The sequence below is a fragment of the Bacteroides sp. CAG:633 genome (assembly GCF_000435115.1).
Lineage (GTDB): Bacteria > Bacteroidota > Bacteroidia > Bacteroidales > Bacteroidaceae > Bacteroides > Bacteroides ndongoniae.
The window spans coordinates 34,312-56,278 of sequence record NZ_FR883109.1 but is presented as its reverse complement, the minus strand read 5'-3'; the positions used below and the strand labels follow the sequence as shown (position 1 = coordinate 56,278).

The following is a 21,967-nucleotide window of genomic DNA, read 5'->3' as shown; positions in this document are numbered from 1 at the left end:
GTTTTTAATCTTGTTCGGGTTTTGCGATACAATAAGGTAGTTTTAAAGTTTGTCGAAAACCATTGACTCCAAATTGAGTGTTCACTTCTTCTACGCGATACCAACCGTTTTTTTCTGGGTTTCGTAAACTTAACAATTCAACTTTTGCAGCAGATCGGATATGTAAATCTCCGAATATGGTTAAAGTGCCTTCAACGCCATTACGGTTATAATTTTCAAAATACTCTTCTGCTTCTTCTACCAATTCGTCTTCCGAAATATCAATTTTTCTGGATATGTAAGGTATAATGTGGTATTGACTTAAATCAACCTTATCACTAGATTTTGATTTGCTGACTGCGCCCATCTTCATTGCTTTTCTGCTCAATTTGGTTTCATTCAACAATTGAAATTTTTTATGCTCTGTATCGCTTGTGCCGGTCCATTGAGGGTTCAAACGAATAGTAACACTATATTTGATTTGTTTGTCTCCTTCCATCTTAAATCCCTCTGCTGAAACCGCTAAATATGCAGGGTCTACATTCATTAAAGTGAGATTGTCAGTCGCTACATGATAATCGAATTGAATAAGTGTGCCGTTAGCTGGTTCATTGCTATTAGCTATAGCCATTGTCTTTTTTTTAGAATATGGCATACCTACTTTAATATATGGCTTATTATCTTCGTAACATATAAAACAATATAATCCATACTTACTCCATTCTGTTAAAACATCAGCAACAGTTAAATCATCACTTAACTTGATTTTCCCTATATCGGTTTGTTCTTTAAGCGTATCTGGATGAATTTCTAACCCAGTGCCATCCAACAATTTATATTTGCCGTCTGATTTTAACAAATCTACAACTGTAGCCTTATTAATAATCACATTTGGACACGTCTTCCTTTTTAAATTACTGGCTATATTTTCACATTTGATTTCTAAGGGTGTGGACACACTGCATTTTACAATATAACCATCAAAATTAGCGGTATGATTTAACGCCTCTTCTTCCATAACCTTTCTGCGTTCTTCAGCGTTAGCAAACACCCGCCCCTTATCATGATAATACCCTAAATAAATCCGAATACGTTGACCAACTTTAAAATCTGAAGGTTGGGCTAAAGAAGATCCGGAACGGGCCTCTGTAATTGTTCCGTCATTTAAACGTTCTGTATAAACAATAGAGGCTCCATTCTTTTCTAAATCTTCTGCGGTTTGTGTGCGCTTGATGATAGTTCCTTTTGGAAATTTAACTAATGCTGTTCCTATTAGCTTTTTATATGATTCTTCTATCTCAATACTTGCGCACTCTCTAATAACCAAACACTTATCTTCAGATGGGTCATCTGTATCAATTGTATTTTTATCGGCTGGTTCCCAAATCAGTATTTTGCAAACCAATATATCTAATCCATCTGGATATACTACCGGAGTCGAACTTTTCATATTAACTAAATTACATTAGAAGTAAGTGATTCCAACATTTGTGCAGCCTGTGAAGCAGCTGCTTTTTTAACATTGTCTAACAATACTTTTGCCCAACCCTTTTTCTGCATTTGAGCAATTTCCAAATTAGTAGCGTTAATAGTATCTTCAACTACTGTAACGGCATCATCAGGTTCAACAGCTACACAAGTAAAACTATAAGGTTGTACATTTTTAAAACCTTCATTTTGACCCATTTGAAAATCCTTTATTAAGATCTGGGTCACGTTAAACTGTTGAAATAACAGATTACATACCTGAATAACTCCTTTATGTTGCATTAACGTAATGAATTTAGATACTTCCGCATAAGGATATACATCTGGGTAATTGCTCACAATTTTCCCTGTTACAGTAAAATTAACATCACCGCCAGAAATTAATTCTTTACGAGAATAGTCACGTCCTTGTACTTTGGTTAATACCAAATTATTAGAACTTTGTGCTTGTACAATAGCTCCTAAATCTAAGAACACGGGGTCTCCCGGCACCTTTACTTCTGTAGATGAATTAAGCAAAGAAGCGGATGCTGCTTCATTGCTTAACCCTTTAATTTTATCCCAATATGTATTAAAGGTCACGGATTGTGCTTGCCCACTTTCGTTTTTAATCCATAACAACAACCCCTCGTTGGCTGGTTTTCCTTGATATTTTAATACAACCCCTTGCTTATTGAAAGTGTCTGCATCAGCATTTTGCCCATCTTTAATGATTGTTTGTAATTCTTTTCCCTGATTGGCTTGATAAGCTGCGGCAGTATTTTTTTGATCCAACTGCCTTAAATATTTAGGATAAAGATCATTGATAGTTGCAAATGTCATTTGCATCATAGTACGTTTAGCTGCATACACAAACACACTTTCATATCCACGAGGGGAATAAAATTTCAATTTTCCATCTCTTTTTCTATAGTTTGCCGTAGAAAAGACTGCGTTAACTCCAGTATTAGCCAGCCCTTTGTACGTATTCATCGTTAAATTAGAAAATGCAGAACTTATAAAACTCATAATTGTTTACGCCATATTTGCATTAAAATCTTGAACTACATCTAACAAAGCTGTGGCCAATTCTTGCTTAATATTATTAATAGCTGCCACTTGCTTATCATCTGTCATATCAATTGTTTGGTGGTCCACGCGCATAAGGTTTTCAATACGTACAATCACCTGTTTAGGGGCCGCTGTAGTATTGTCATAATGGCTACGATAACGAGATTGGTCAGAACCATTATGTAAATTAGTAGACAAATCATTGTTGGTTGTAGTTGGAGTCCACTTGAAGGTATTTTTTGCATCCATAGGAGTATAAATGCGTCCCTCTTTATCTCTCCAATGTGGAGTTAATTCTGGAGCTAATTGACTCCATGTATAGGTAACTCCATTAACAGTCATTTGATCGCCTATCTTTTTGCCCCCATCTACACCACCATCAGGTAAATTATATCCCATTGGAAGCACACTGCTATATGCAGAACGATTTAAAAATGAAGCAAATAATGGTTTATATCGTGAGTCTAATAAATTATACCATGAAATTAATTGGTCAAATGTATTAGTAATATATCCAGTTGCTTCTTTTACAGAATCAAATTTATATTTAGTAGGATTATCTACTATATCTTGCATATATGCCAGCCAACTATTTGTACCAAACAAACCATGTGCGGTATCAAACAAAAGTCCAAATCGCTCTTGTAAAATTTGTTGCAATCTAATTGGTGCTATGTCCTTTCCAGCGTCTGCATCCGCAAGTATCTGAGAGAAAACCTTCCATTCATTAAACACCTGTTCCATATTTTGTCTAAGAGCCAAAACATACGCTTGTGATGATTGAATGTCTTTCAAAGTCATCTCTTCCGCTGTCTCACTACTAATATTATTCCATTTGGAATTAAAAGTAGAAGGCATATAATTTTTACGGGCACCCGACAAAATATTAAGATAATCTTGATAACTATGTGCAGACGTTAAAGCTGTTTGAAGATATTTTTCTAACGCAATACGCTGTTTATTATTAGGATCTGCGCCCATTTGTGCTAAGATTAATTGCACTGCTGCATTTTCATTTAATTGTCCACCAGACGCAATTGAGATAGAACGGCCATTTAATTGTAAATAATTTGACAATGAAGACGTGCCATCTGCAAACACAGTACGGTTACTAGTGAATTGTCCACCTAAACTATTCACCAAAGGCATAAAGGCTCTATGTACACCAAACCAAGCATCGGCAGCTTGTAACTGTTGTTTCCATACTTTACCTTCAGAGGTTTCAATATATTTGGTTTGGTCTTCCTGTTGAGGTTGTGGTCCATTTTTTTCTATCCAATAACGATGCCATAATTCAGCAGATTGAGCAATACGTTCATTTTGAGTCAACAACTCATTATTAAACGCTCGCATATTGCCAATCATTAGAGCATCAGGGTCAGTTAAATTCAATTTATCTAAACCTAATTGTCTATAGCTTTCTCCCCAAGCTTCATTTGCTAATCTGGCAACTTCTGTAATTTTATAGGTTTGATACACTTGATAACCAATATATCCAATAGCACTTGCGGCCATTACCCCCCAACCAATTGGATTAGTTAACAAGAACGATCCGATAGAACCTAATACACCAACTAAGGTGGTACCGCCTGTTGCGCCGCCTGCGGTAATTGTTTGAGCAGCGGTAGATACACCTGCACCAGCCCCTAATAAACCTGTACTACTAAAAATACCACGTCCTACAGCCTGGCCAATTGAGGCCATTCGTCCTAATCCGGCAAATCGACTAAAAGCATATAATTGAGTTACATATTGTACAGCCTTGCTTAATGTTGATACATATTTGCTAATACCTACCAACCAGCTACCAAATAATATACCTCTAATCATAATAAAGGTACTCATAATGCTTTGTAAAATACTAGAAATTATGCCTAAGTGCATTTGTAGCTTTACAAATCCAACCAAACCATCTTTGGCCCATTGTGGCAACAAATTCCATATTCCTATAATATTTTTAAAAGCTCCAACAATTGAGTCAACCACTCGGACAAACACATCCAACATGTCTTTTAATGCGGTAGCAAAATCTGGCGATTGCATAAGTTGAATCATACGCTGCAAGAAATCTCTAATTACTCCCTGCATCTGCTCAAACCCTTGCATTCCCGTCTCTGTAAAAGCAGAAGTCATTTGATACCATAATCCTTGTATAGTATTCTTTTTTTCACCTGCTAAATCAGAAGACAATCCCATTGAAGAATAATTCTTATCTACAACGTCTTTGAGTTTATCCACATGACTTATCAAAGCTAAAGCACCTGGAGCAGCTGTAATACGGAACATTTGTCCAACCAAAGTGGTAAAGTCTCCGTTACTCATTCGTTTGCTAGCTTCATTCAAATCTGAAAGAATATCAGCAAAATTGCGCAAATTTCCATATTCGTCTTTAGTTTTAATACCCATTGCCTCCCAAGCAGCAGATTGCTTCTTGGTGGGGTTCATCATGTTGTTAATCATCATACGCAAAGTGGTACCGGCATGTGATCCTTTGATACCAGCATCTCCAAGCACACCAAACGCTGCGGATGAAGTTTCAAAAGACAATCCGGCCTGATGAGCAATAGTACCTGCATATTTAAAGGATTCTGCCAATTCCATCAATGTAGTATTGGTTTTGGTAAACGTCATAGTTAAAACATCAGCTGCATTATTCATTCGATTGGCTGGAATTTCATAAGCAGTCATAATGTTGGTTACAACATCGGCAGTCTCACCTAAATCAGTATCACCAACCAAAGCAATATCGGCAATAGGACGAATAGAATGCTTGATTTGATCTACATTCATACCAGCCATTGCTAAAAATTTTCCTGCTTCAGCAACTTGTGGTGCAGTATATTTGGTTTCAACACCTACTTGACGCATCAAATTATTCATCTCGTTAAATCTGGCATCAAAACCAACACCATGATCGTGAGTTGCCAAAATATTGCGTGTGGTCTGCGCTATATTGTTATAATCTGAGGCATCTCTAAATACACTGGTTACTCCAGTAAACAATGAACTCAATCCATACGCAATACCCATTCCCTTAATCATCTCACCGGCTACATTAGCACCAGTATTTGCATACGTTGGACCTAACACTTGACGAGTCGAAGGGTATAAATAAGTGCTATGACCGGCACCACCACTTGTACGGGACGTTCTAGAACTTGTACCAGCAGGAACAGCGGCTGGATTAACTGTTCTGGAAGCTCCAGAAGCGGTAGCGGTTATGGTAATATTACTTTGAGATTTTACTTGCTGTATCTTACGGATTAAAGCATCAAGACTATTAATAGCGGTTTTAGTATTGGCTTTCGGATGAATATATCGTTTATTGATATTATCAATAGAAGTCTGTGTACTCTTTATTTTTTTCGCCAAATTAGTCAAATCTACTGCTGCACTCCTGGTGTTTAATGTAGAGGTTCCACCAATAGTTGTTGCGCCACGCCCAACCTGTACCCGGTTATTAGACATGGTGGTTTGTGCTTGTGCTTTTACTTGCGATAATAGATTTAACACACGTCTTAAACCTGCCTCTGCACGAGAAGTATCAAGCCTAATTTCCACTCGCCCCTTATTCAATGAAGCCAATGCAGAATTAACCCTGCCGATACCTTTAGTAATCGTATCAAAACGCCTGGAGAGTGCTTCCATTTGTGCGGTTGCCTCTTGAAACTTTCTGATAGACTCTAAAGCTGGGTCAGAATTAACATTTATTTGATAATTAACTACATAATTTTCTGCCATCCTTTTAAAAATTTATTTTTAAAGAATAGCCTTTTGATTAGTCTAAAGATTGAAAAAGCCCCTTATCCTTAACTGGATAAAGGGCTAAAAACGGAAAGAGAAGAAATTTTATGCAAGCATTCCCAAAGCATTAGCTTGCTGGGTAATTAACATTTTGCTATGCAGCCAATAAGCTTCTTCCGAGAGCATAGCAAAACTTTCATCATCTAATTCATCTAAATTTACGCCGGGAAAATAATGGCGAATCATTATTAAACGATGTCTAAAATATTGATCGTCTTTTACTTCCCAGCTTTTGATAAATTTACGACTTTACCCTGTCGCATTTCAATCAATTGGGCCAGATGAGGCATTAGACCATACAGAAACAAAGATTCATCTTTAATAAGCTCTTTGTCTCCATCCAAAAAACAATCTTTAGCCAACTCACGCATGGCACCGGCCTGGTCTTTTTGAGAAAGCGACAAATATTTACTAAACGCCGGAAATGGCGGCTGCTTGAAATATCCAATATAATACGGCTTTTCCCCGGCTTCTACATCTCCAAGCACCATAATGGGGTAAATACGTTTCAACTTATGGTCGTTTTGTTTCAATGTTGTAATCTTGTTTTCAATCTCACTCTGGACCTTCTCAGAAGAGAAATAATCTTCGTTCATATTTTCCATAACTTTAATATTAATGTTTTATCAAGAATAGCGTTTGATAGTAATTGAAGTTTTGTGTTGACTGTATTTTATATGTTAAATTGATAAGAAAAAAAGAGGTGGATATATTACCCACCTCTCAAAACACACCATATTAGAAGTTATAGCCACGAACTAGTACCTTCACCGGTAATAATATCAAAAGGATTCAATTGGAATTCTTTTGTGATATTGGTGTCATCTTGTTTACTTTCAAAACCATCTTCATTAAAAATACAGCCTTTTAAAGTGACGGTCTCGGCAGTCCAATCTTCCCCGGCATACGCATTGGTAAATGAGATAATCAAGTCAAATTCTCCCAAATCCATTAATGAACCTGCCAATGCTCGAAGTTGAGATACAGTATTGTAATCCATAACAATAGATGCTGTACAAGTTTTGTTTCCAAAACCGCGATTAATAGGATTACCACCAATACCATAATTGTTTTCTACTTTACGTGTCTTGTTCCATTTGATTTCCGATACTCCCTGCATAATAGTAGAATCTTCCGACACATCTAATGCAGGAATGGAAATACGAATCATGGACCAACTATACGCGACATTATTAATTATAGCCATTTTGTCGATTATTTGTTAGTTAATGCCAAACCTTCAACTACTTCAATACGCGCTGCTACACCTACAGGAACTAACGAGTATTTAATAATCAATGTGTCGTTTTTCAACACATTTTGATTCTTGTCAATTGTTACTGAGAATCCAGAAATTTCTTCATTATTCTGCATTGTGGTCAGAATATCAGAAACAATATTCTGGAACATGGTAATTTTTGCAGTAGACAAATATCCCGTACTAGGATCAACTTTTAATGGCGAGTTAACATAAGGCAACAAAGCGTTACGAACAGCACGTCTTGACTTATGAATAGTACGGTTACGAGCAATGGTACGATAATCACCATCCGAACAAGTTTGGTCTTTCGAGAAATACACTCCGCTTTCTAAACCGGAATATTTACACAAAAAGACATATCCTTTGTCATCCAAATCATCCAACTGGATTTTATTCAGTGAAGAATATTTTAATGAACTGGTCAGTTTATCATCTGCAACAGTTGCGTCACCGAATCCCATTTCAATATCAGGGAAATAACCAATCAAATTAAATTTATTAACCCACGCGATTGATTCTTGCACATTAGCATTTGCCAAACATCCCAAAGCTGCGCCAATATTACCAACTGGTGTCACATTAGGGTTGGCTACCTGCATGGCTGTAACATCTGCATCAAGCCCTTGACCTAACAAAACTGTCACAAAACGTGCGCCAATTATACAAGATGGAATCTTGCTTAACTCAACTTGTTTTTTAGGTTCATCAGCAGTTGCAATAACGGCAGGGTTTGCACTAAGCACGATAGAGAGTGGAGCGTTTTCATCTGCCAATGATGCTGCTTTAGATTGTAATCCTGTAACCAAATCAATGCTGTATGTTTCTGCCATCTCATCGGTTTGCTTCCACAAAGACTGTTCGGTCCACACACCAAGCTGATTAATCATACCATGTGCTGCTCGCTGCATCTGGTCGATTGCACTCCAGTCTGTACTACAGTCAGCAAACATAATAAATAGTCTGCCACTATCACCTTGAATACCAAAGAAATGCTTGATATGATAATACGGAATACCAAACAACAAATCTACATTGCTATCAGCACTATATGGGGTAATACCCAAATCTTTTAAATCATCCATTGAGTTAATCTCAATAACTGTGCCTTGCAATTTATCTTTAGCTGCAAGTCCTGCGCCTTCATCAAAGAAACTTTCTTGTTTGGAAATATCAAACAGCAATCCGGTAACTTTTTCAGTTGAGGTTGTTGAGCTACTGCCAATATTGCCATCAGTATCGCTCATAAAAACACCACCTAATGCCATATTTTGTTATCGTTTATTGTTTATAATACGGATTTTGATAAAGAATAGCATCTGAAACCAAATTAGGTTGTGTATGTTCTGGGTACACGCCACCTTTTACGTCAATATATAGGCAGGGATAATTCGGATAGGATGCCAATATCTTTTTTACATTTTCAGGAATTTCCACAGATATATCAGGAGCAGTGTCTGATTGATGGTTCGTTGTATCTGTTGGCTCTTCTGTTGTCTTAGTCGGTTCTTCTATTGTTTGATCCGGCTTTTCTGTTGCGGTCTCTTCACTCTGTGTTGTTATGTCAGAGGCTGCTTGTTCTGCAACTTGACCAACTTCCTGTGCCTGAACTTCTTCAGGAGTTTCTGTATTTTTACGTCTTGCCATAACTTTTAAATTTAAAAAGGGGAATGGAGCACTACCTCCACTCCCCAAGAAATACATGTGATATAATTTGGCTTAATCTGCTGCATTGGTATAAGCAGTCCAACATACAATCTCAGCAGGGCGAACGATGTTGACATCCATTTTCATACGCATCTGGAAGAAATACAACTCGCTGTTTGCCTGTAAACGTTCTACTTTCACAACTTCCGTGTCGTTAGCGTAATCTACACCCATCCACAAGTTAGAATTCATACCAGTAGTAAATTCACCAAGAACAATGGTATGTTCGGGAATACCCACAATAGGCACAATACGCTTACCCTTAAAACGGTATTCATTTACCTTGGTGTTGTCCGAATACTTCACCTGTTTATCGCTCAGATACTGGTCATACAAATCCCAAATATCCCAACCACAGATAAAGACCAAACCGGCTTTTTTACGAATCTGCTTTGGACATTTTTTCCACATAGCGTTGAAAGCGGCTTCTACGTTTTCGCCTGTAGATAACTCAGTGGTTCCTGCAATAACAACTTGTCCACCGGCCTTTTCTTCTGCACTGGCACCTGTAGCTGTATTTGCCAAAATACGCTTGATGACACCATCAAAATATTTCATCGGACCGCCAGCATTTTCACCACCAATTTCTGTACCGCCTGAAGGGGCTGTAATTTTAGCAGCAGATGTACCGCCTTTAGCTGAACACCAGATAGATTCACCGATATACTCATTCTTCTTATCCATCAGCAAACGCAACATAGTTGCCTGAATCTTCGGATCAAGCTCGCGGAACACCAAATTACCATCCGGCTGAGCGAATTTCCAATACTTTTCATAATCGCGCGGATTGAACTCCAGATATACCATGAACTCTTTGGGTTCCAGATAACGTTCTGTGAATGTGTACTGGTTCAAACCTCCAGCTGTTCCTGCACCGGCCCCCTGTGTAGATGTCGGAGTTGGAACATTATCTTGGATAATTTTACCCAACTGAACAGATGGAATAGTGTATTTGTGCTGAATGCCAGATTTAATATGAATCAAACCTTCTTGATAAGTATCATTTCCTTGGGCGGTATAGGTTAACAAATCTTCTAAAACCTCACCGGCATAAGTGTTTTGTGCAAAATTTACTGAACTTGCCATATCTTATTACTTGTTTTAGTCAAGTTTCTTAAACTGGAAGTCTTTGCCTACTGCGGCTTCAACTTTCTGAGCCAACTCTTTTTCAGCATCGGTCATACCGGTTGCTGCATTGTCGATGTTGGAAGGATCATTTGCGATTTGAGCAGAGATTTTATCACGTTTTGCAATTGAATTCAAAGTAGCTTGAACCATTTCAAAATTACCTTGCGCCATTTCTACCCATTTAGATTTTGCGCTTGCGTCAATTTTTCCATCAGAAATAGCATCATCAACAAATTGTTCAATAGCTGCATTGCGCTGCGCTTGCTCTGCATCTTTATAAACCTTCAATTCGTTCTTTACTGACGCTAATTCGTTTTGTACATTGGTCAATTGTGCATCCAGCCCTTCTTTTTGAATTTTCAAAGTATCATAAGAGTTTTGAATCTCTTTGACTTTCTTCTCAGCTTCAATCAAGGCATTGATACGAGTAATGACTGAATTAACTTCAGTACCCTTATCCATACCAAGCTGGGCACATACAGAACCAAATGCAAAATTCTGTTCTTCGTTCATAATTTTTTGTGAATTTGAATTTTCTATATGATTTTGATTAGGAATAGAACTGGAATTGTCAAGTGGTTTAAAATTGCCCAGTTCGGTATTGATAGAAGCCATTATTTTTTGTAACGCATTTGCTTCTACCACCCCTTCAATTTGATTTTTAACTTTATTGCAAATCTGCTTAGAAGTTTTTAACACACATTCCGGAGAGATAATGCCGGCCTCAACTGCGGATTTAGCATCAAAATAAGTACCATCACATCCTTCTGGCCCATCCATAATCTCGCGTACTTTGGCTTTTGACAATCCGAAACGTTTGTGATAAATAGTCTCAATTTGTTTTTGGAATGCGTTTATCGTTTGTTCATTGTCGGGATTTGTCTCGCCTTCTTCGCGAATAAATGGATTGTGAATCATCAAAATGGAATAATCGCGCATATAAGAACGGGTGCCGGCAGCCCATAATACTGAAGCCATTGAAGCGGCTAACCCTTCAATAATCGTTTCAACTTCGATAGGGCATTGCTGAATGATAGCGAAAGTTCCCATGCCATACAGAACACTTCCACCTTCACTATTAATGCTGATAATAATCTTGGAAGGTTTGATATAATCCTGTACCCATAAAAACTCATCGTTAAAACAGCGTGTGCTTTCTTCATCAATACGACCATAAAAGCGCATGTAAACAGGTTTAGACTCTTGGACTTCACCCACTACATATTTCAATTCATCTGCTTTCATTAGAACTTTTTTCACAAGAATAGATGTCTGCAAATGATATGGTTGCATTATTCGTCTTCTGTATCGTCTGTTTCTGGAGTTTCTGGTTGTTCTATCTCAACAGAAGGCTCAAACTTAGCCACCTCTTCAATTGTAGGAGTTTTATGGTCTCCATGATTATCTGTATCGTGTTCTGTAGCATCACTATGATTAGTAAACGGCGGCATAACCAAATATCTATCAACCCAATTACGATACTGAAATGCAGAACTGGTGCGGAACCATACTTCATAGTCTATCCAATAAGGCTGTAATCCGTTATCCAAAGATTCTGGCATATCAAAATAAGTAAGGTTGCATCGTTCGTTTAATGCCGGCTCTTTGTCTTTTGCGTCTTGAATAGCCGTGTTGATTTGATTAAAAACACGAAAACCATGTGTTTCCACATAATCGTCACTATTATTTAAATCATTCAATACAAACCGAATACGCATTGTGGCCCGTCCCTCACCAATTCTTTGCTGAGCCACTAAATAACGTACATTGACAAATCGAATAAAAGCTGCTGGAAAAGCAATGGCATATTCAGTGTTTTCTTTTGATCGAACAATACGTTCAAATTGGCCATTATCAATTTTTATTGTTTGAAATAATAAAGGTGATGTGTCATCTTCTGGGTTCACATGCAGAGACTCCAATACCCTTCTGACCGCGTAATAGATTTGCTCTAAAGGGTTGTCTTCCACCTCTTCTATTGTTACATTGTCATCATCTGGCAGCATAGGTAAGTCTTCGTGCAAATCATTACCAACAACTTGCTTAGACTGCTCTGTATGAACAAGCTTATTTTTTTTATCGACTATCATTTGGGAAATCCATCAAAAATACGAATACTAAGAGATGACAATCTATCTGCAATTACAGTAGAATACCCAATAAATTGTCTTTGTGGTATAAAAGCTGCTCCCTGAGTAGCACCTACTTTTGCACCACCTTCATTGTGTATGGCGGCATAACAGAAATTTCGTCCGTATTGACGTTTGCTAAATTTAAACATATCCGGGTCAGTAAAAATCTGTACACCGCGTTGTTTACCTGAACTAACTCTATCCCATACAATTGAATGCTTTAAAGTGCCGGTTTCCTCTAACAAAGGGTGTGTTTTGGGTTTACGCTTTTTCTTCACCGAAGCCTGTAAAAATTTGTGCGACCAGTAATACGATTCTTTTCTGGGCTGCCAGGCAAAAGTTCCGGCAGAATTAAAACGTCTCAGATAAAACGAATCTTTAAATACTTGTTTAGCCGCATTTCCAATCAGCGTCTCAAAATTGAATATATTAACTTCAAATTTATTTGGCAATCTGAGCCATTGCTGAGCCAATTGTTTAGGAGTTATTTGCTTTCCAACCATTTGTCTTTGATATTTTGTGCTATCTTTTTAAGACGTTGTTTATATTTATTTGGAATAACAAAGTAAGAATGGGCATCACTAAATATGCGCCCACCAGTAGCTACGCTTTCTTTAAATACCGGATTTACAAAATCTGGCATTTCTGTAACTTGTCCCATCACTTGTGTAACTTTATGTTGATGATTAATAACGTTCCCACTTTCTTCAACCAAAAAACATCTGCATCCATGTTCAATTGGGGGTATTAACCATGCTGGAAAAGAAGATTTGGGGTAACTTGTGCCTTCTAAAGCCATGTGCCAAGGGCGTACCTTATTATCTCCTTGTGTCATATAAGTTAAAACACTGTTAGAAGCAAAATGAATCCATCCAGCAGCAATTCCCATTGCATATTCAATGTCTTTATTCTCAATATTGGCATAAATGTCATTGTATCTGTCAAAAACATCAATACAATCTGCCATATCATTTTCATCCTCAATATCAAAATCATCTGGCAGTGCCTGGCTCATTTGGAATTCTTCAGCTACAGCAAAATCTACCAGATTATCTAATGCGGCCAACAATATTGTACGTTGCTCATTCTCCAATTGGGTTAAGCTTTCATTATGATTACGCAATAATTCCAATGCTTTTTCAAAGTCTATATTAAATCCCTTGATTGCATGATTGAAAGCAAATTCTGCACGCAAACTCATCATTTCTTCTAATAAATCCCATCGGTCTTCTAAATTTCCATAATTACGTAAGAATTTTTTAAATATCTTGTAGATAGCTAAATACTCGGCTTTATCTTCATCTTCTTTTATGGAATCTGATGTAGCTTGAACGGAAGAAGAACCGCTATCTTTTATTCTTCTTCCGTCAGAAAATTTACCTTATTCGTCACGCGGCGTTCTCCACGTCCATGACCATATCGTTTGTAATATTCTTCATCCGACATAATACCACGATCATTAGAACTGCCCCCAACCATGCCACTGGTACCACCAACTATGCCTGAAGTAGCATTGAACTGTTTGCCAACTATAATACCAAACTCTTTTTCTATCTCATCAGCAGATACTTCATATTTATCTGTAATAAATGAATATAGATTGATTTTATCTTTATTGCTCATCTCTACACGATTGGCATATTTAAATTCTAATCCGGGTTTGATATATCCCATAGCAACCAACCTCGGCAATACCTCTTCATTCATTACATTTTCAATGTATTCTCGATATACTTCTATACGTTCTCGAAAAATGTCTTGATGAGCATTGGTGGAACCAACATAAGACTGGGTTTCACCAGCCATAGATTCGCTACCTACAATCAAATTAGACACTTCTTTGTTTACAAAATCTATTAAACTACTGTAGATATGCTCAGAATTTGACATGGTAAACGTTTTTATATCCACATCATCATTCAAGCCGGTAACAATGATTTTGTTTTGAGCCGCATTAGCTATGTTTTGCGCTAATCGCTGTCTATCTTGTATAGATTCTGACTCTGTTTTTCCATGAATAATGGGTTGTCCGTATGTATGGCTAAAATTCACATAATTAGCTAACGTAAATTTTTTGGCTAAAATCAAAGGGGTTGTAGCTGAAAATAATCCAAGTGTCCCAGTATTTATCAATATATAATTAGTTGTATATTGAGCAGCATCAATATCCCATCCGGGCATCCATTGGCCTTGGTGTTGCACGACACGTCTTTGGTTGGGTAACACATTACGCCGCTCAATGATATTTACTTCTGCCAATTTACCCGTCAAAGGATTTATTTCTGGCATAATTTCCAATAAAGTATATCCATACCACTTAGACTCTACAATACCCTTAATAATTTTAGTAAATTGAGAACCTAATATTTTCTTTGTTTCTTCAACATCTTTAATGTATTTGCCACGTTCATTTTGTTTGGCTAACATATATCGTTCTCCAATAATCTGAGACTCTACGGTTTCCAATACTGCACTTAAATGCGCGTCTTGTTGCACACATGCGTCATATAAATCCATCAAAGCTCCACGATCATCTAGCACAACACCTCTCGATACCTGTGATTGTACAGATTTATATCGACAATGACGATCAATCTCCCTCACATATTCTTGTATTGTTTTTTTGCTTGTTCTGAATATGCTTTCTAATGGAGTGCCATGAAATGTAACATTTGAGTTTATTATATCCATCTTCTAAAGTTTTTGAAAGAATAGATTGCCCGTGAATACTTGGTTTCTCAAATGCCCATATCTATATATTCCACCTGCTTTTAAATAAAATATATTGTATTGTATAACATTCTGTATTATAGTGATATAGCTATAAAATATATGTTAAACTTATGTATTTATTATGTCATTATAGGTAATTGTTATATATTTGTAGCGATATTTTTTAAGTTAAACTATAATTTGTTTTAAACATGAGTAAAGATTTTAAGTATTTTCGTATCAAAATGTCCTATCAAGGAACAGATGCAACAGGAGCCATAGTGCCTATCAAAACTGAAGATATAGTAATGGCTGTTTGTTACTCAGATGCTGAAGCGATTGCGTATAAATTAGCTGAAGGTAAAAACGAGTATGGTGAAGTCGATATTGAAATCGTAAAAACCAAAATCTCAGAAATTGCTTATAACGACACATTCGCAACTGACACAGAATTAATCGGAGGATTAATTAGTTACTATTTTGAAGAATCAGAAGACACTGAAGTTGGACTATATCAAGTTTCTTTGGTTTACTTCAATTTGGATGAAAAAACGGGCAAAATCAAAAATGAAAAAAGTACGATTTATGTGCCGGCATATTCATCTTCTGAAGCAATAGAAAATGTACGAGATTATCTTAAACAGGTTGGTGAAACACGGGAATATACAATTCGCAATGTCAAATACGACAAAGCTCAATCTGTAATGGTAACTCCAGAAACTCACAAAAACAATACCCAAATTTAATATGATTCCGGTAAAAGGGACTGGAAGCATCATAAATGTTCAATGTACAGAAATAGCTCTTCCGGAATTCCCAGAACTCCTATTTGGAACTCATGTTGATAATAGCAGATTTTTTGATGCTACTCACTATCTTTCAATAAAAGACCCAAATCACAAATTGAGTGTCGAAGACTTTTTCAAAAAATTTGATTTTCAAATTAATGCAATTGCAAAAACTTACCAAATCTCAGAAAAAGAATTGGCCATTATCAATACTGTGGGGCACCAATTGATTAACGGATGTTTATGTTATCCGTTCCTATCTTATGTTGATCCGCAATTCTGCGTTTATATCAATGAAATCATAGACGAATTATTTACTGTCGGCATTGTCGTGTCAGACACCCATTTATTGACTCTTGTCAAAAAGAGGTTAACGCCAGAATTGTTAAAACAAATCTGGAATGACGGAGAAGAAATGGCGTAAGGCTCAGCCTGTACTAATCTTTAATCGAAGGAAATTATTATCGTTAATTGCGTCTTCAGTTAATGAAGCTGCTAAATTCAGTGGGTTACGCCCAGGAAATATATCAAAAGCTTGTACTGGAGCACTCATTTCTAACGGTATGTATTATTTCCGATATATAGATAACAGTGTTGAAGTGGATTTGTCTGATATTGGATCTCTCAAACTTGAAGAATATGATAAATTATGTGGCGTGCAGCGTACGGTGTACGCTACAATGGCTATGAATAGAAAAAATTGGACCTATAAAAATAAAAAATATGAAAATCAAAATTTTTAGCACATCAAAACATCAACTTCCTGCTTATGCCACTGCTCAATCAGCAGGATTAGATTTACGAGCAAACATCGAATCTACTGTTATATTAAATCCGGGCCAACGAATATTAATCCCAACAGGATTGCATATTCAATTACCTGAAGGATATGAAGCAAGAATACAACCGCGTAGTGGACTAGCTCTTAAAAAAGGCATTACTTGTTTAAATACTCCTGGATGTGTAGATGCCGATTATCGTGGAGATATAGGAGTAATATTAATTAATCATGGGACAGAGCCTTTTAAAATTGAAGACGGAGACCGTATTGCTCAAATGATTATTTCTAAGTATGAACAAGCTGAATGGGAACCCGTGTTGTCCTTGGATGATTTGGAACACACTGAAAGAGGTGAACAAGGATTTGGGCATACTGAAATAAAATAAAATCTCTTCATAACAAAAGAGGGTGAGCCACTACTATTGACTCACCCTTTAAAAATTTATATCAAATGGAAAATTTTTCAACTCAAAATAAAGATGTTTTGATAAATAGAATTAAATACTACAATCAAACATATAGAATTGGACACCCGGAGATTTCTGATGCAGAATACGATCAATTGGTTGATCAATTAAAACGCATTGATCCAAACAATGAATGGTTCCAGCACATTGAACCTGCCATCATACCTAATAATCGAAAACGAACCTTACCTGTTCCCATGAAATCACTTAATAAAGTGAAAAGCATGTCAGAATTAAAAAAATGGTATCAATCTTTAGGATTAACCCAAACTACAGGGTTGGTATGTATGCCTAAATTCGATGGCTTATCGTTGCTATGTAATGAAATAACTGGAGAGGCATTCTCACGAGGTGGCGCGGAAAACGAAGGTCAAGATTGTACGGCACATTACCAAGATATGCTACATATAAAACACAAAAATGGTTTTCAATACACGTATGGAGAATTTGTGATTAGTAGAGCCAATTGGCATCAATACTTTCAAGGTAAAAATTCAGAATTAACCGGAGAACCATTCAAATCACCTAGAAATACAGCAGCTGGACTGCTAAACCGTGATAATCCATGCCGATACTTGCAATACGCTACTTTTTTTCGTTATGGTATAAACACACCCTTATTGAAAAATTATACTACATTTTACACATTGATTGAAGACATTTGTACAATTTTCAATCAAGAACATCTTTATGGTTTTTATCATTTAGATGAGTTGACAGAAGATGTATTAGCTAATTTGTTTAAGGAGTGGAGCGCATTATATCCGATAGACGGAATTGTTGTTTATTTAAATGACTTATATTTGTGGGAAGCAATTGGTCGTCACCAAACAACTGGAAACCCATTATATGCGATTGCGTATAAGCATCCGGATTTTACAGAGACTTTTGAAACAACCGTTAAAGATATTACATGGAAAGCAAGTAAATCTGGTGCCTTAAAGCCTGTAGTAAATATTGAAATGGTCGATACTGGAGACTGCAATATGGAAAATCCAACAGGATATAATGCCGGATGGATTAATGACCACGAAATCGCTAAAGGAGCAAAAATTTTAGTTACACGTTCCGGAGGGGTAATACCTAAAATCCTCTCTGTAATAGAACCTGCAAATGAAACTGAGCAAAACGATCTATGGGACGATCTAACTGAATGCCCACATTGCCAATCTCCTACACGATGGAACGAAAATGGTATAGAATTATGCTGTACCAATCCTCAGTGCGATGGAAGGTTGTTGGCAAAAGCCGTGTTCTTTTATACTACTTGCGGAGCTGAAAATATAGGTGAAGAAACATTGGCCAAAATATTTAAAGCCGGATATACCACAATTCCACAAATGCTCAATGTAACTTATGGCCAATTAATCCATATTGATGGCTTTGGAGACGGTATTGCTAATATTATTTTGGATAACAATCAACGAATCATGCAAGGTGTGGATGCCGCTACACTCATGCAAGCCAGTGATTGCTTTACAGGTGTGGGCAAAATTAAAGCTCAAAAATGGCTAGATGAAATAGGGCAGGAAAATATAGATTTGTTTTATAAACAACAATACATATTAGCTTCTCCGGATTCAGAACAATTCAAACAATTAAATAAGACCCAACAAGCTTTTGCCATAGGATTGCCATTATTTTATCAATTCGTAGATGATACACAAATCCCAATACTGCTTCCACAACCAGCACAAGATAATCAAAATGGGGTATGCGCAAACATGTCTGTTTGTATGTCTGGATTTAGAGATGCAAAAATAGAGCAATATATTAAATCAGAAGGTGGCACAATCGTTAGTGGTGTCTCTAAAAAGACCACACATCTAATCGTCAAAGACAAAGCTGCCACATCTTCAAAAATAAATAAAGCTTTGGAATTGGGGGTTCAAATTATAGATATAGATGAGTTTAGCCAAAAATATGGATTTTGTATATAATTGGTTTACAGTGACATATATAAAATAATTATATCTAATTGACAATAATCGTATATATATTTTGATAATTAAATAATTTCATATACCTTTGCTGTACATATTTAAAATGATATAGTAATGGCAAAGAAAAATCAATTAACAAAAAGCGATTATTTACCGATGGATGAGCTTAAAAAATTACTCAACAAACTCCATCAAAATAAAAAATACATCTGGGAGCTTTATGTGCGCGTATCGTTTTGTACAGCACTCAGAGCCTCAGATGTATTGTCATTAACATGGGCCGACATCTTAAATAGAAGTTATTTGGTAAAAACCGAAAAGAAAACTGGGAAAACCAGAAAGATACCGTTTAATGATAGAGTGCAACGGTATATTGAAGAACTGTACCTTCTGCTCAAACGGCCTAATCCTAATGAGTTAATTTTCAGAAGTAGAGTAACAGGCCAGCCATTTACCATTCAATATGTAAACCAAACAATAAAAAAATGGAAAGAGTCATATCAGATTAAAATAGACAATTTCTCAACACACACATTCCGGAAAACATTTGGTAGGTATGTTTATGACAACCACAAAGATAAAGGTGCGGCATTGATATTACTGAACCAAATATTCAAACACTCATCTTTGGAAATCACAAAAGTTTATTTGGGTATCAGAGAAGATGAGGTTAACAATATCTTCGATTCTATTTCTATCTAAAAATTTTTAAGTCTTCAAATTAAATTGAAGGCCCATCATCTCAATTGATTGCACTTACAGTGCCCTTATCTGTTTATTATTTCATGCGGATTACCCCCGCACAAAACTGATTTTTACATGAACCAAAAACAAGATGAAGGACTGTACAATGTGCATCCTGCTCCATTTACATGTAGTCTCTGTGGAAAAACAGACGATCTTTCAAATTATGACCCATCTGAGTATCTGTTACTCATGCACAAGCATCATGTATGTTTTCATTGCGCTTTCTGGATGGATAAAATTCAAAATCCTCCAGTTAATCGGGAAATTATAAATGGACACCATTATATTATTCATCCATTCGCAAAACGACCTCACAATGTGATTTTAGGATTCGGGGGGCATGAATTTTATATACGGAGATTTGATGGCACATTGATTAAATCCAACAACGTATGGCATCAGGGGAAAATCCCGGAACACTTTCGTAAAGACTTGCCTGACACTGCCGACTTCCTGACTTTAATGGATTTCCAGAAATTAAAAAACGACCCATACAAATGTATGGCCAAAGGTTGCTGGGATCGTTATCACTGTTTACGTTATGACCAATCTTGTGAAAAGGATGGGCCATTCAATATTATCCCCGATTCACATATCCCAGGAAATGAACATTGTCCTTCTTTTGTTAAACCATACAACGCCATAGAACCATGATATATGTAATAAGTATTTTGTCATTAGCTCAAATTATTTTCATCTCAATTTTAATGTATCAACAACGTGTCCAGAGAAAACGCCTTCAGTTGATACTGCAATACCAACAGTTGTTATTGATTCATTCTCAATTCGGAAATGATGCGCACGAAATGTTGTTATGGAAAGACAGGTGCGACATCATCAAATGGCAGAAAGAATTAATATTAATGGAAAACTATGAAATGGCCAATGAAACGAAAAAGGCTACAGAGCGAATCGCAAATATGATTAATTATTATCGTGATAATTTACAAGCACATGAAAACAACTAAAGACATATTAAACCAACAGTGGGAACAGTTTGATGCCCAGTCATTCTTGAAAAACGACCCACTGCAAGTGGTCAAGTCTATGATAGAGAAGAAACCAAACTCTATCGGAGATATAGAGATTTGCGCTATATTGACTACAACTATTGCCTGGGGGCAACGCGAACAAATCATCAAAACAGCCAACTCAATAATGAATTACTGTAATTGGCAACCTTTAGAATTTATAAAATACGGAGATTTTTATGATATTCCGGACGAACAAAATATATATCGCACATTAAAAGGTAAAGCCTTTAAAGAAATGTGTCATAAAATGAGATTGTTCTATAATAAATACGATTCTATACAAAACGCAATCATTCAGAAAAAAGCAAGCGTTGGTGATTTAATAGACTTATTGTCAAATTGGGGAGAGTCTGCAAGATTAGGTAGTCCATCACGTAATTCAGCTTGCAAACGTATTAACATGCTGCTTCGATGGATGGTCCGAAAAGATGATATAGATTTAGGATTATGGCAAACCGACCTGATTACTCCAGCAACTTTATATGCAATTTTAGATACACATGTTGCTCAACAGGCTACACGGATGGGGTTAATTTCTTATCCGAAAGAAAGCTGGAAGGCTGTACTTGAACTGACTGACGTTTATCGCTCATGGGACTCTAAAGACCCGATAAAATATGATTTTGTATTAATGACTAATAATTTGCAAAGATGACTGTAGTATTATTTATATTTTTAATCTTGATCGTTGGATTCGTAATTTTTTTAGGCGTAATTATTCAATATCAGGCATGTCAACAATGCCCTTTTCACGATAAATGCGAACAATTAATGAACGAGGGCAAACCGAACTTGTGCGAACAAAATAATATAGACCGAAATGTATGGAACAATCAAACAAGCTGCCTGTAGGATTAGAATATATTGACGGCCAACTTTATTTATATAGATGTCCCAAATGTGGTCGAGAAAACTATATTTTGAATGTTTCACTTGGAATATGTACCTG

At 36.5% G+C, this 21,967-nt stretch carries 23 protein-coding genes; 9 read left to right on the top strand and 14 right to left on the bottom strand.

The window, feature by feature from the left end:
- Positions 1–4: 4 nt before the first annotated feature.
- The 14 genes from QVP67_RS11330 to QVP67_RS11265 all read right to left on the bottom strand — a co-directional run bounded on the left by QVP67_RS11330 (position 5) and on the right by QVP67_RS11265 (position 15,231).
- Positions 5–1,429, bottom strand: a complete 1,425-nt coding sequence (locus tag QVP67_RS11330) for a hypothetical protein (RefSeq protein ID WP_022163676.1) — start codon at positions 1,427–1,429, stop codon at positions 5–7.
- A gap of 5 nt (positions 1,430–1,434) precedes the next feature.
- Positions 1,435–2,475: a DUF6046 domain-containing protein gene (locus QVP67_RS11325; RefSeq protein ID WP_022163675.1), complete on the bottom strand. Its 1,041-nt coding sequence runs from the start codon at positions 2,473–2,475 to the stop codon at positions 1,435–1,437.
- A 6-nt stretch (positions 2,476–2,481) separates the two neighbouring features.
- Positions 2,482–6,258, bottom strand: a complete 3,777-nt coding sequence (locus QVP67_RS11320) for a phage tail tape measure protein (RefSeq protein WP_022163674.1) — start codon at positions 6,256–6,258, stop codon at positions 2,482–2,484.
- 108 nt (positions 6,259–6,366) lie between these two features.
- The gene (locus tag QVP67_RS11315; protein WP_288180142.1) at positions 6,367–6,507 is read right to left on the bottom strand and encodes a hypothetical protein; all 141 of its coding nucleotides are present in this window, start codon (positions 6,505–6,507) and stop codon (positions 6,367–6,369) included.
- Between the two features lie 32 nt (positions 6,508–6,539).
- Positions 6,540–6,926, bottom strand: a complete 387-nt coding sequence (locus QVP67_RS11310) for a hypothetical protein (protein WP_288180141.1) — start codon at positions 6,924–6,926, stop codon at positions 6,540–6,542.
- Between the two features lie 140 nt (positions 6,927–7,066).
- Positions 7,067–7,528 (bottom strand): hypothetical protein, encoded by a 462-nt coding sequence (locus QVP67_RS11305; RefSeq protein ID WP_022163672.1) that lies wholly within the window; start codon positions 7,526–7,528, stop codon positions 7,067–7,069.
- Between the two features lie 8 nt (positions 7,529–7,536).
- A complete protein-coding gene (locus QVP67_RS11300) occupies positions 7,537–8,847 on the bottom strand; it encodes a DUF2586 family protein (RefSeq protein ID WP_022163671.1) in 1,311 nt (436 codons plus the stop codon).
- Between the two features lie 13 nt (positions 8,848–8,860).
- Entirely contained in the window at positions 8,861–9,226 is a 366-nt protein-coding gene (locus tag QVP67_RS11295) for a hypothetical protein (RefSeq protein ID WP_288180140.1), read from the bottom strand.
- 72 nt (positions 9,227–9,298) lie between these two features.
- Entirely contained in the window at positions 9,299–10,372 is a 1,074-nt protein-coding gene (locus QVP67_RS11290) for a hypothetical protein (protein WP_022163669.1), read from the bottom strand.
- A gap of 15 nt (positions 10,373–10,387) precedes the next feature.
- The gene (locus tag QVP67_RS11285; protein WP_022163668.1) at positions 10,388–11,659 is read right to left on the bottom strand and encodes an ATP-dependent Clp protease proteolytic subunit; all 1,272 of its coding nucleotides are present in this window, start codon (positions 11,657–11,659) and stop codon (positions 10,388–10,390) included.
- A 47-nt stretch (positions 11,660–11,706) separates the two neighbouring features.
- The gene (locus tag QVP67_RS11280) at positions 11,707–12,420 is read right to left on the bottom strand and encodes a hypothetical protein (RefSeq protein ID WP_288180151.1); all 714 of its coding nucleotides are present in this window, start codon (positions 12,418–12,420) and stop codon (positions 11,707–11,709) included.
- A gap of 80 nt (positions 12,421–12,500) precedes the next feature.
- Positions 12,501–13,049 (bottom strand): hypothetical protein, encoded by a 549-nt coding sequence (locus QVP67_RS11275; protein ID WP_022163666.1) that lies wholly within the window; start codon positions 13,047–13,049, stop codon positions 12,501–12,503.
- Positions 13,031–13,750: a hypothetical protein gene (locus QVP67_RS11270; RefSeq protein WP_288180139.1), complete on the bottom strand. Its 720-nt coding sequence runs from the start codon at positions 13,748–13,750 to the stop codon at positions 13,031–13,033. Before QVP67_RS11270 ends, QVP67_RS11275 begins: the two co-directional genes overlap by 19 nt.
- A 149-nt stretch (positions 13,751–13,899) precedes the next feature.
- Positions 13,900–15,231, bottom strand: coding sequence for a phage portal protein family protein (locus tag QVP67_RS11265; protein WP_369677353.1), 1,332 nt, complete (start codon positions 15,229–15,231; stop codon positions 13,900–13,902).
- 239 nt (positions 15,232–15,470) lie between these two features.
- Here QVP67_RS11265 and QVP67_RS11260 point away from each other — a divergent pair, with 239 nt between their 5' ends.
- The 9 genes from QVP67_RS11260 to QVP67_RS11220 all read left to right on the top strand — a co-directional run bounded on the left by QVP67_RS11260 (position 15,471) and on the right by QVP67_RS11220 (position 21,673).
- Positions 15,471–16,004: a DUF4494 domain-containing protein gene (locus tag QVP67_RS11260; protein WP_022163663.1), complete on the top strand. Its 534-nt coding sequence runs from the start codon at positions 15,471–15,473 to the stop codon at positions 16,002–16,004.
- Position 16,005: 1 nt separating this feature from the next.
- Positions 16,006–16,470 (top strand): hypothetical protein, encoded by a 465-nt coding sequence (locus QVP67_RS11255; protein WP_022163662.1) that lies wholly within the window; start codon positions 16,006–16,008, stop codon positions 16,468–16,470.
- On the top strand, positions 16,448–16,789 hold the full coding sequence (locus tag QVP67_RS11250) for a hypothetical protein (protein WP_022163661.1): 342 nt from the start codon (positions 16,448–16,450) through the stop codon (positions 16,787–16,789). Before QVP67_RS11255 ends, QVP67_RS11250 begins: the two co-directional genes overlap by 23 nt.
- Positions 16,770–17,213, top strand: a complete 444-nt coding sequence (gene dut / locus QVP67_RS11245) for a dUTP diphosphatase (RefSeq protein ID WP_022163660.1) — start codon at positions 16,770–16,772, stop codon at positions 17,211–17,213. The genes QVP67_RS11250 and dut overlap by 20 nt, the downstream gene beginning before the upstream one ends.
- A gap of 65 nt (positions 17,214–17,278) precedes the next feature.
- Positions 17,279–19,234, top strand: coding sequence for a BRCT domain-containing protein (locus QVP67_RS11240; protein WP_022163659.1), 1,956 nt, complete (start codon positions 17,279–17,281; stop codon positions 19,232–19,234).
- Positions 19,235–19,351: 117 nt separating this feature from the next.
- A complete protein-coding gene (locus QVP67_RS11235) occupies positions 19,352–19,939 on the top strand; it encodes a tyrosine-type recombinase/integrase (RefSeq protein ID WP_022163658.1) in 588 nt (195 codons plus the stop codon).
- 117 nt (positions 19,940–20,056) lie between these two features.
- Entirely contained in the window at positions 20,057–20,638 is a 582-nt protein-coding gene (locus QVP67_RS11230) for a hypothetical protein (RefSeq protein ID WP_022163657.1), read from the top strand.
- Positions 20,635–20,952 (top strand): hypothetical protein, encoded by a 318-nt coding sequence (locus tag QVP67_RS11225; RefSeq protein WP_022163656.1) that lies wholly within the window; start codon positions 20,635–20,637, stop codon positions 20,950–20,952. The genes QVP67_RS11230 and QVP67_RS11225 overlap by 4 nt, the downstream gene beginning before the upstream one ends.
- On the top strand, positions 20,939–21,673 hold the full coding sequence (locus QVP67_RS11220; protein WP_022163655.1) for a TIGR02757 family protein: 735 nt from the start codon (positions 20,939–20,941) through the stop codon (positions 21,671–21,673). The genes QVP67_RS11225 and QVP67_RS11220 overlap by 14 nt, the downstream gene beginning before the upstream one ends.
- The last annotated feature ends 294 nt before the right edge of the window (positions 21,674–21,967 follow it).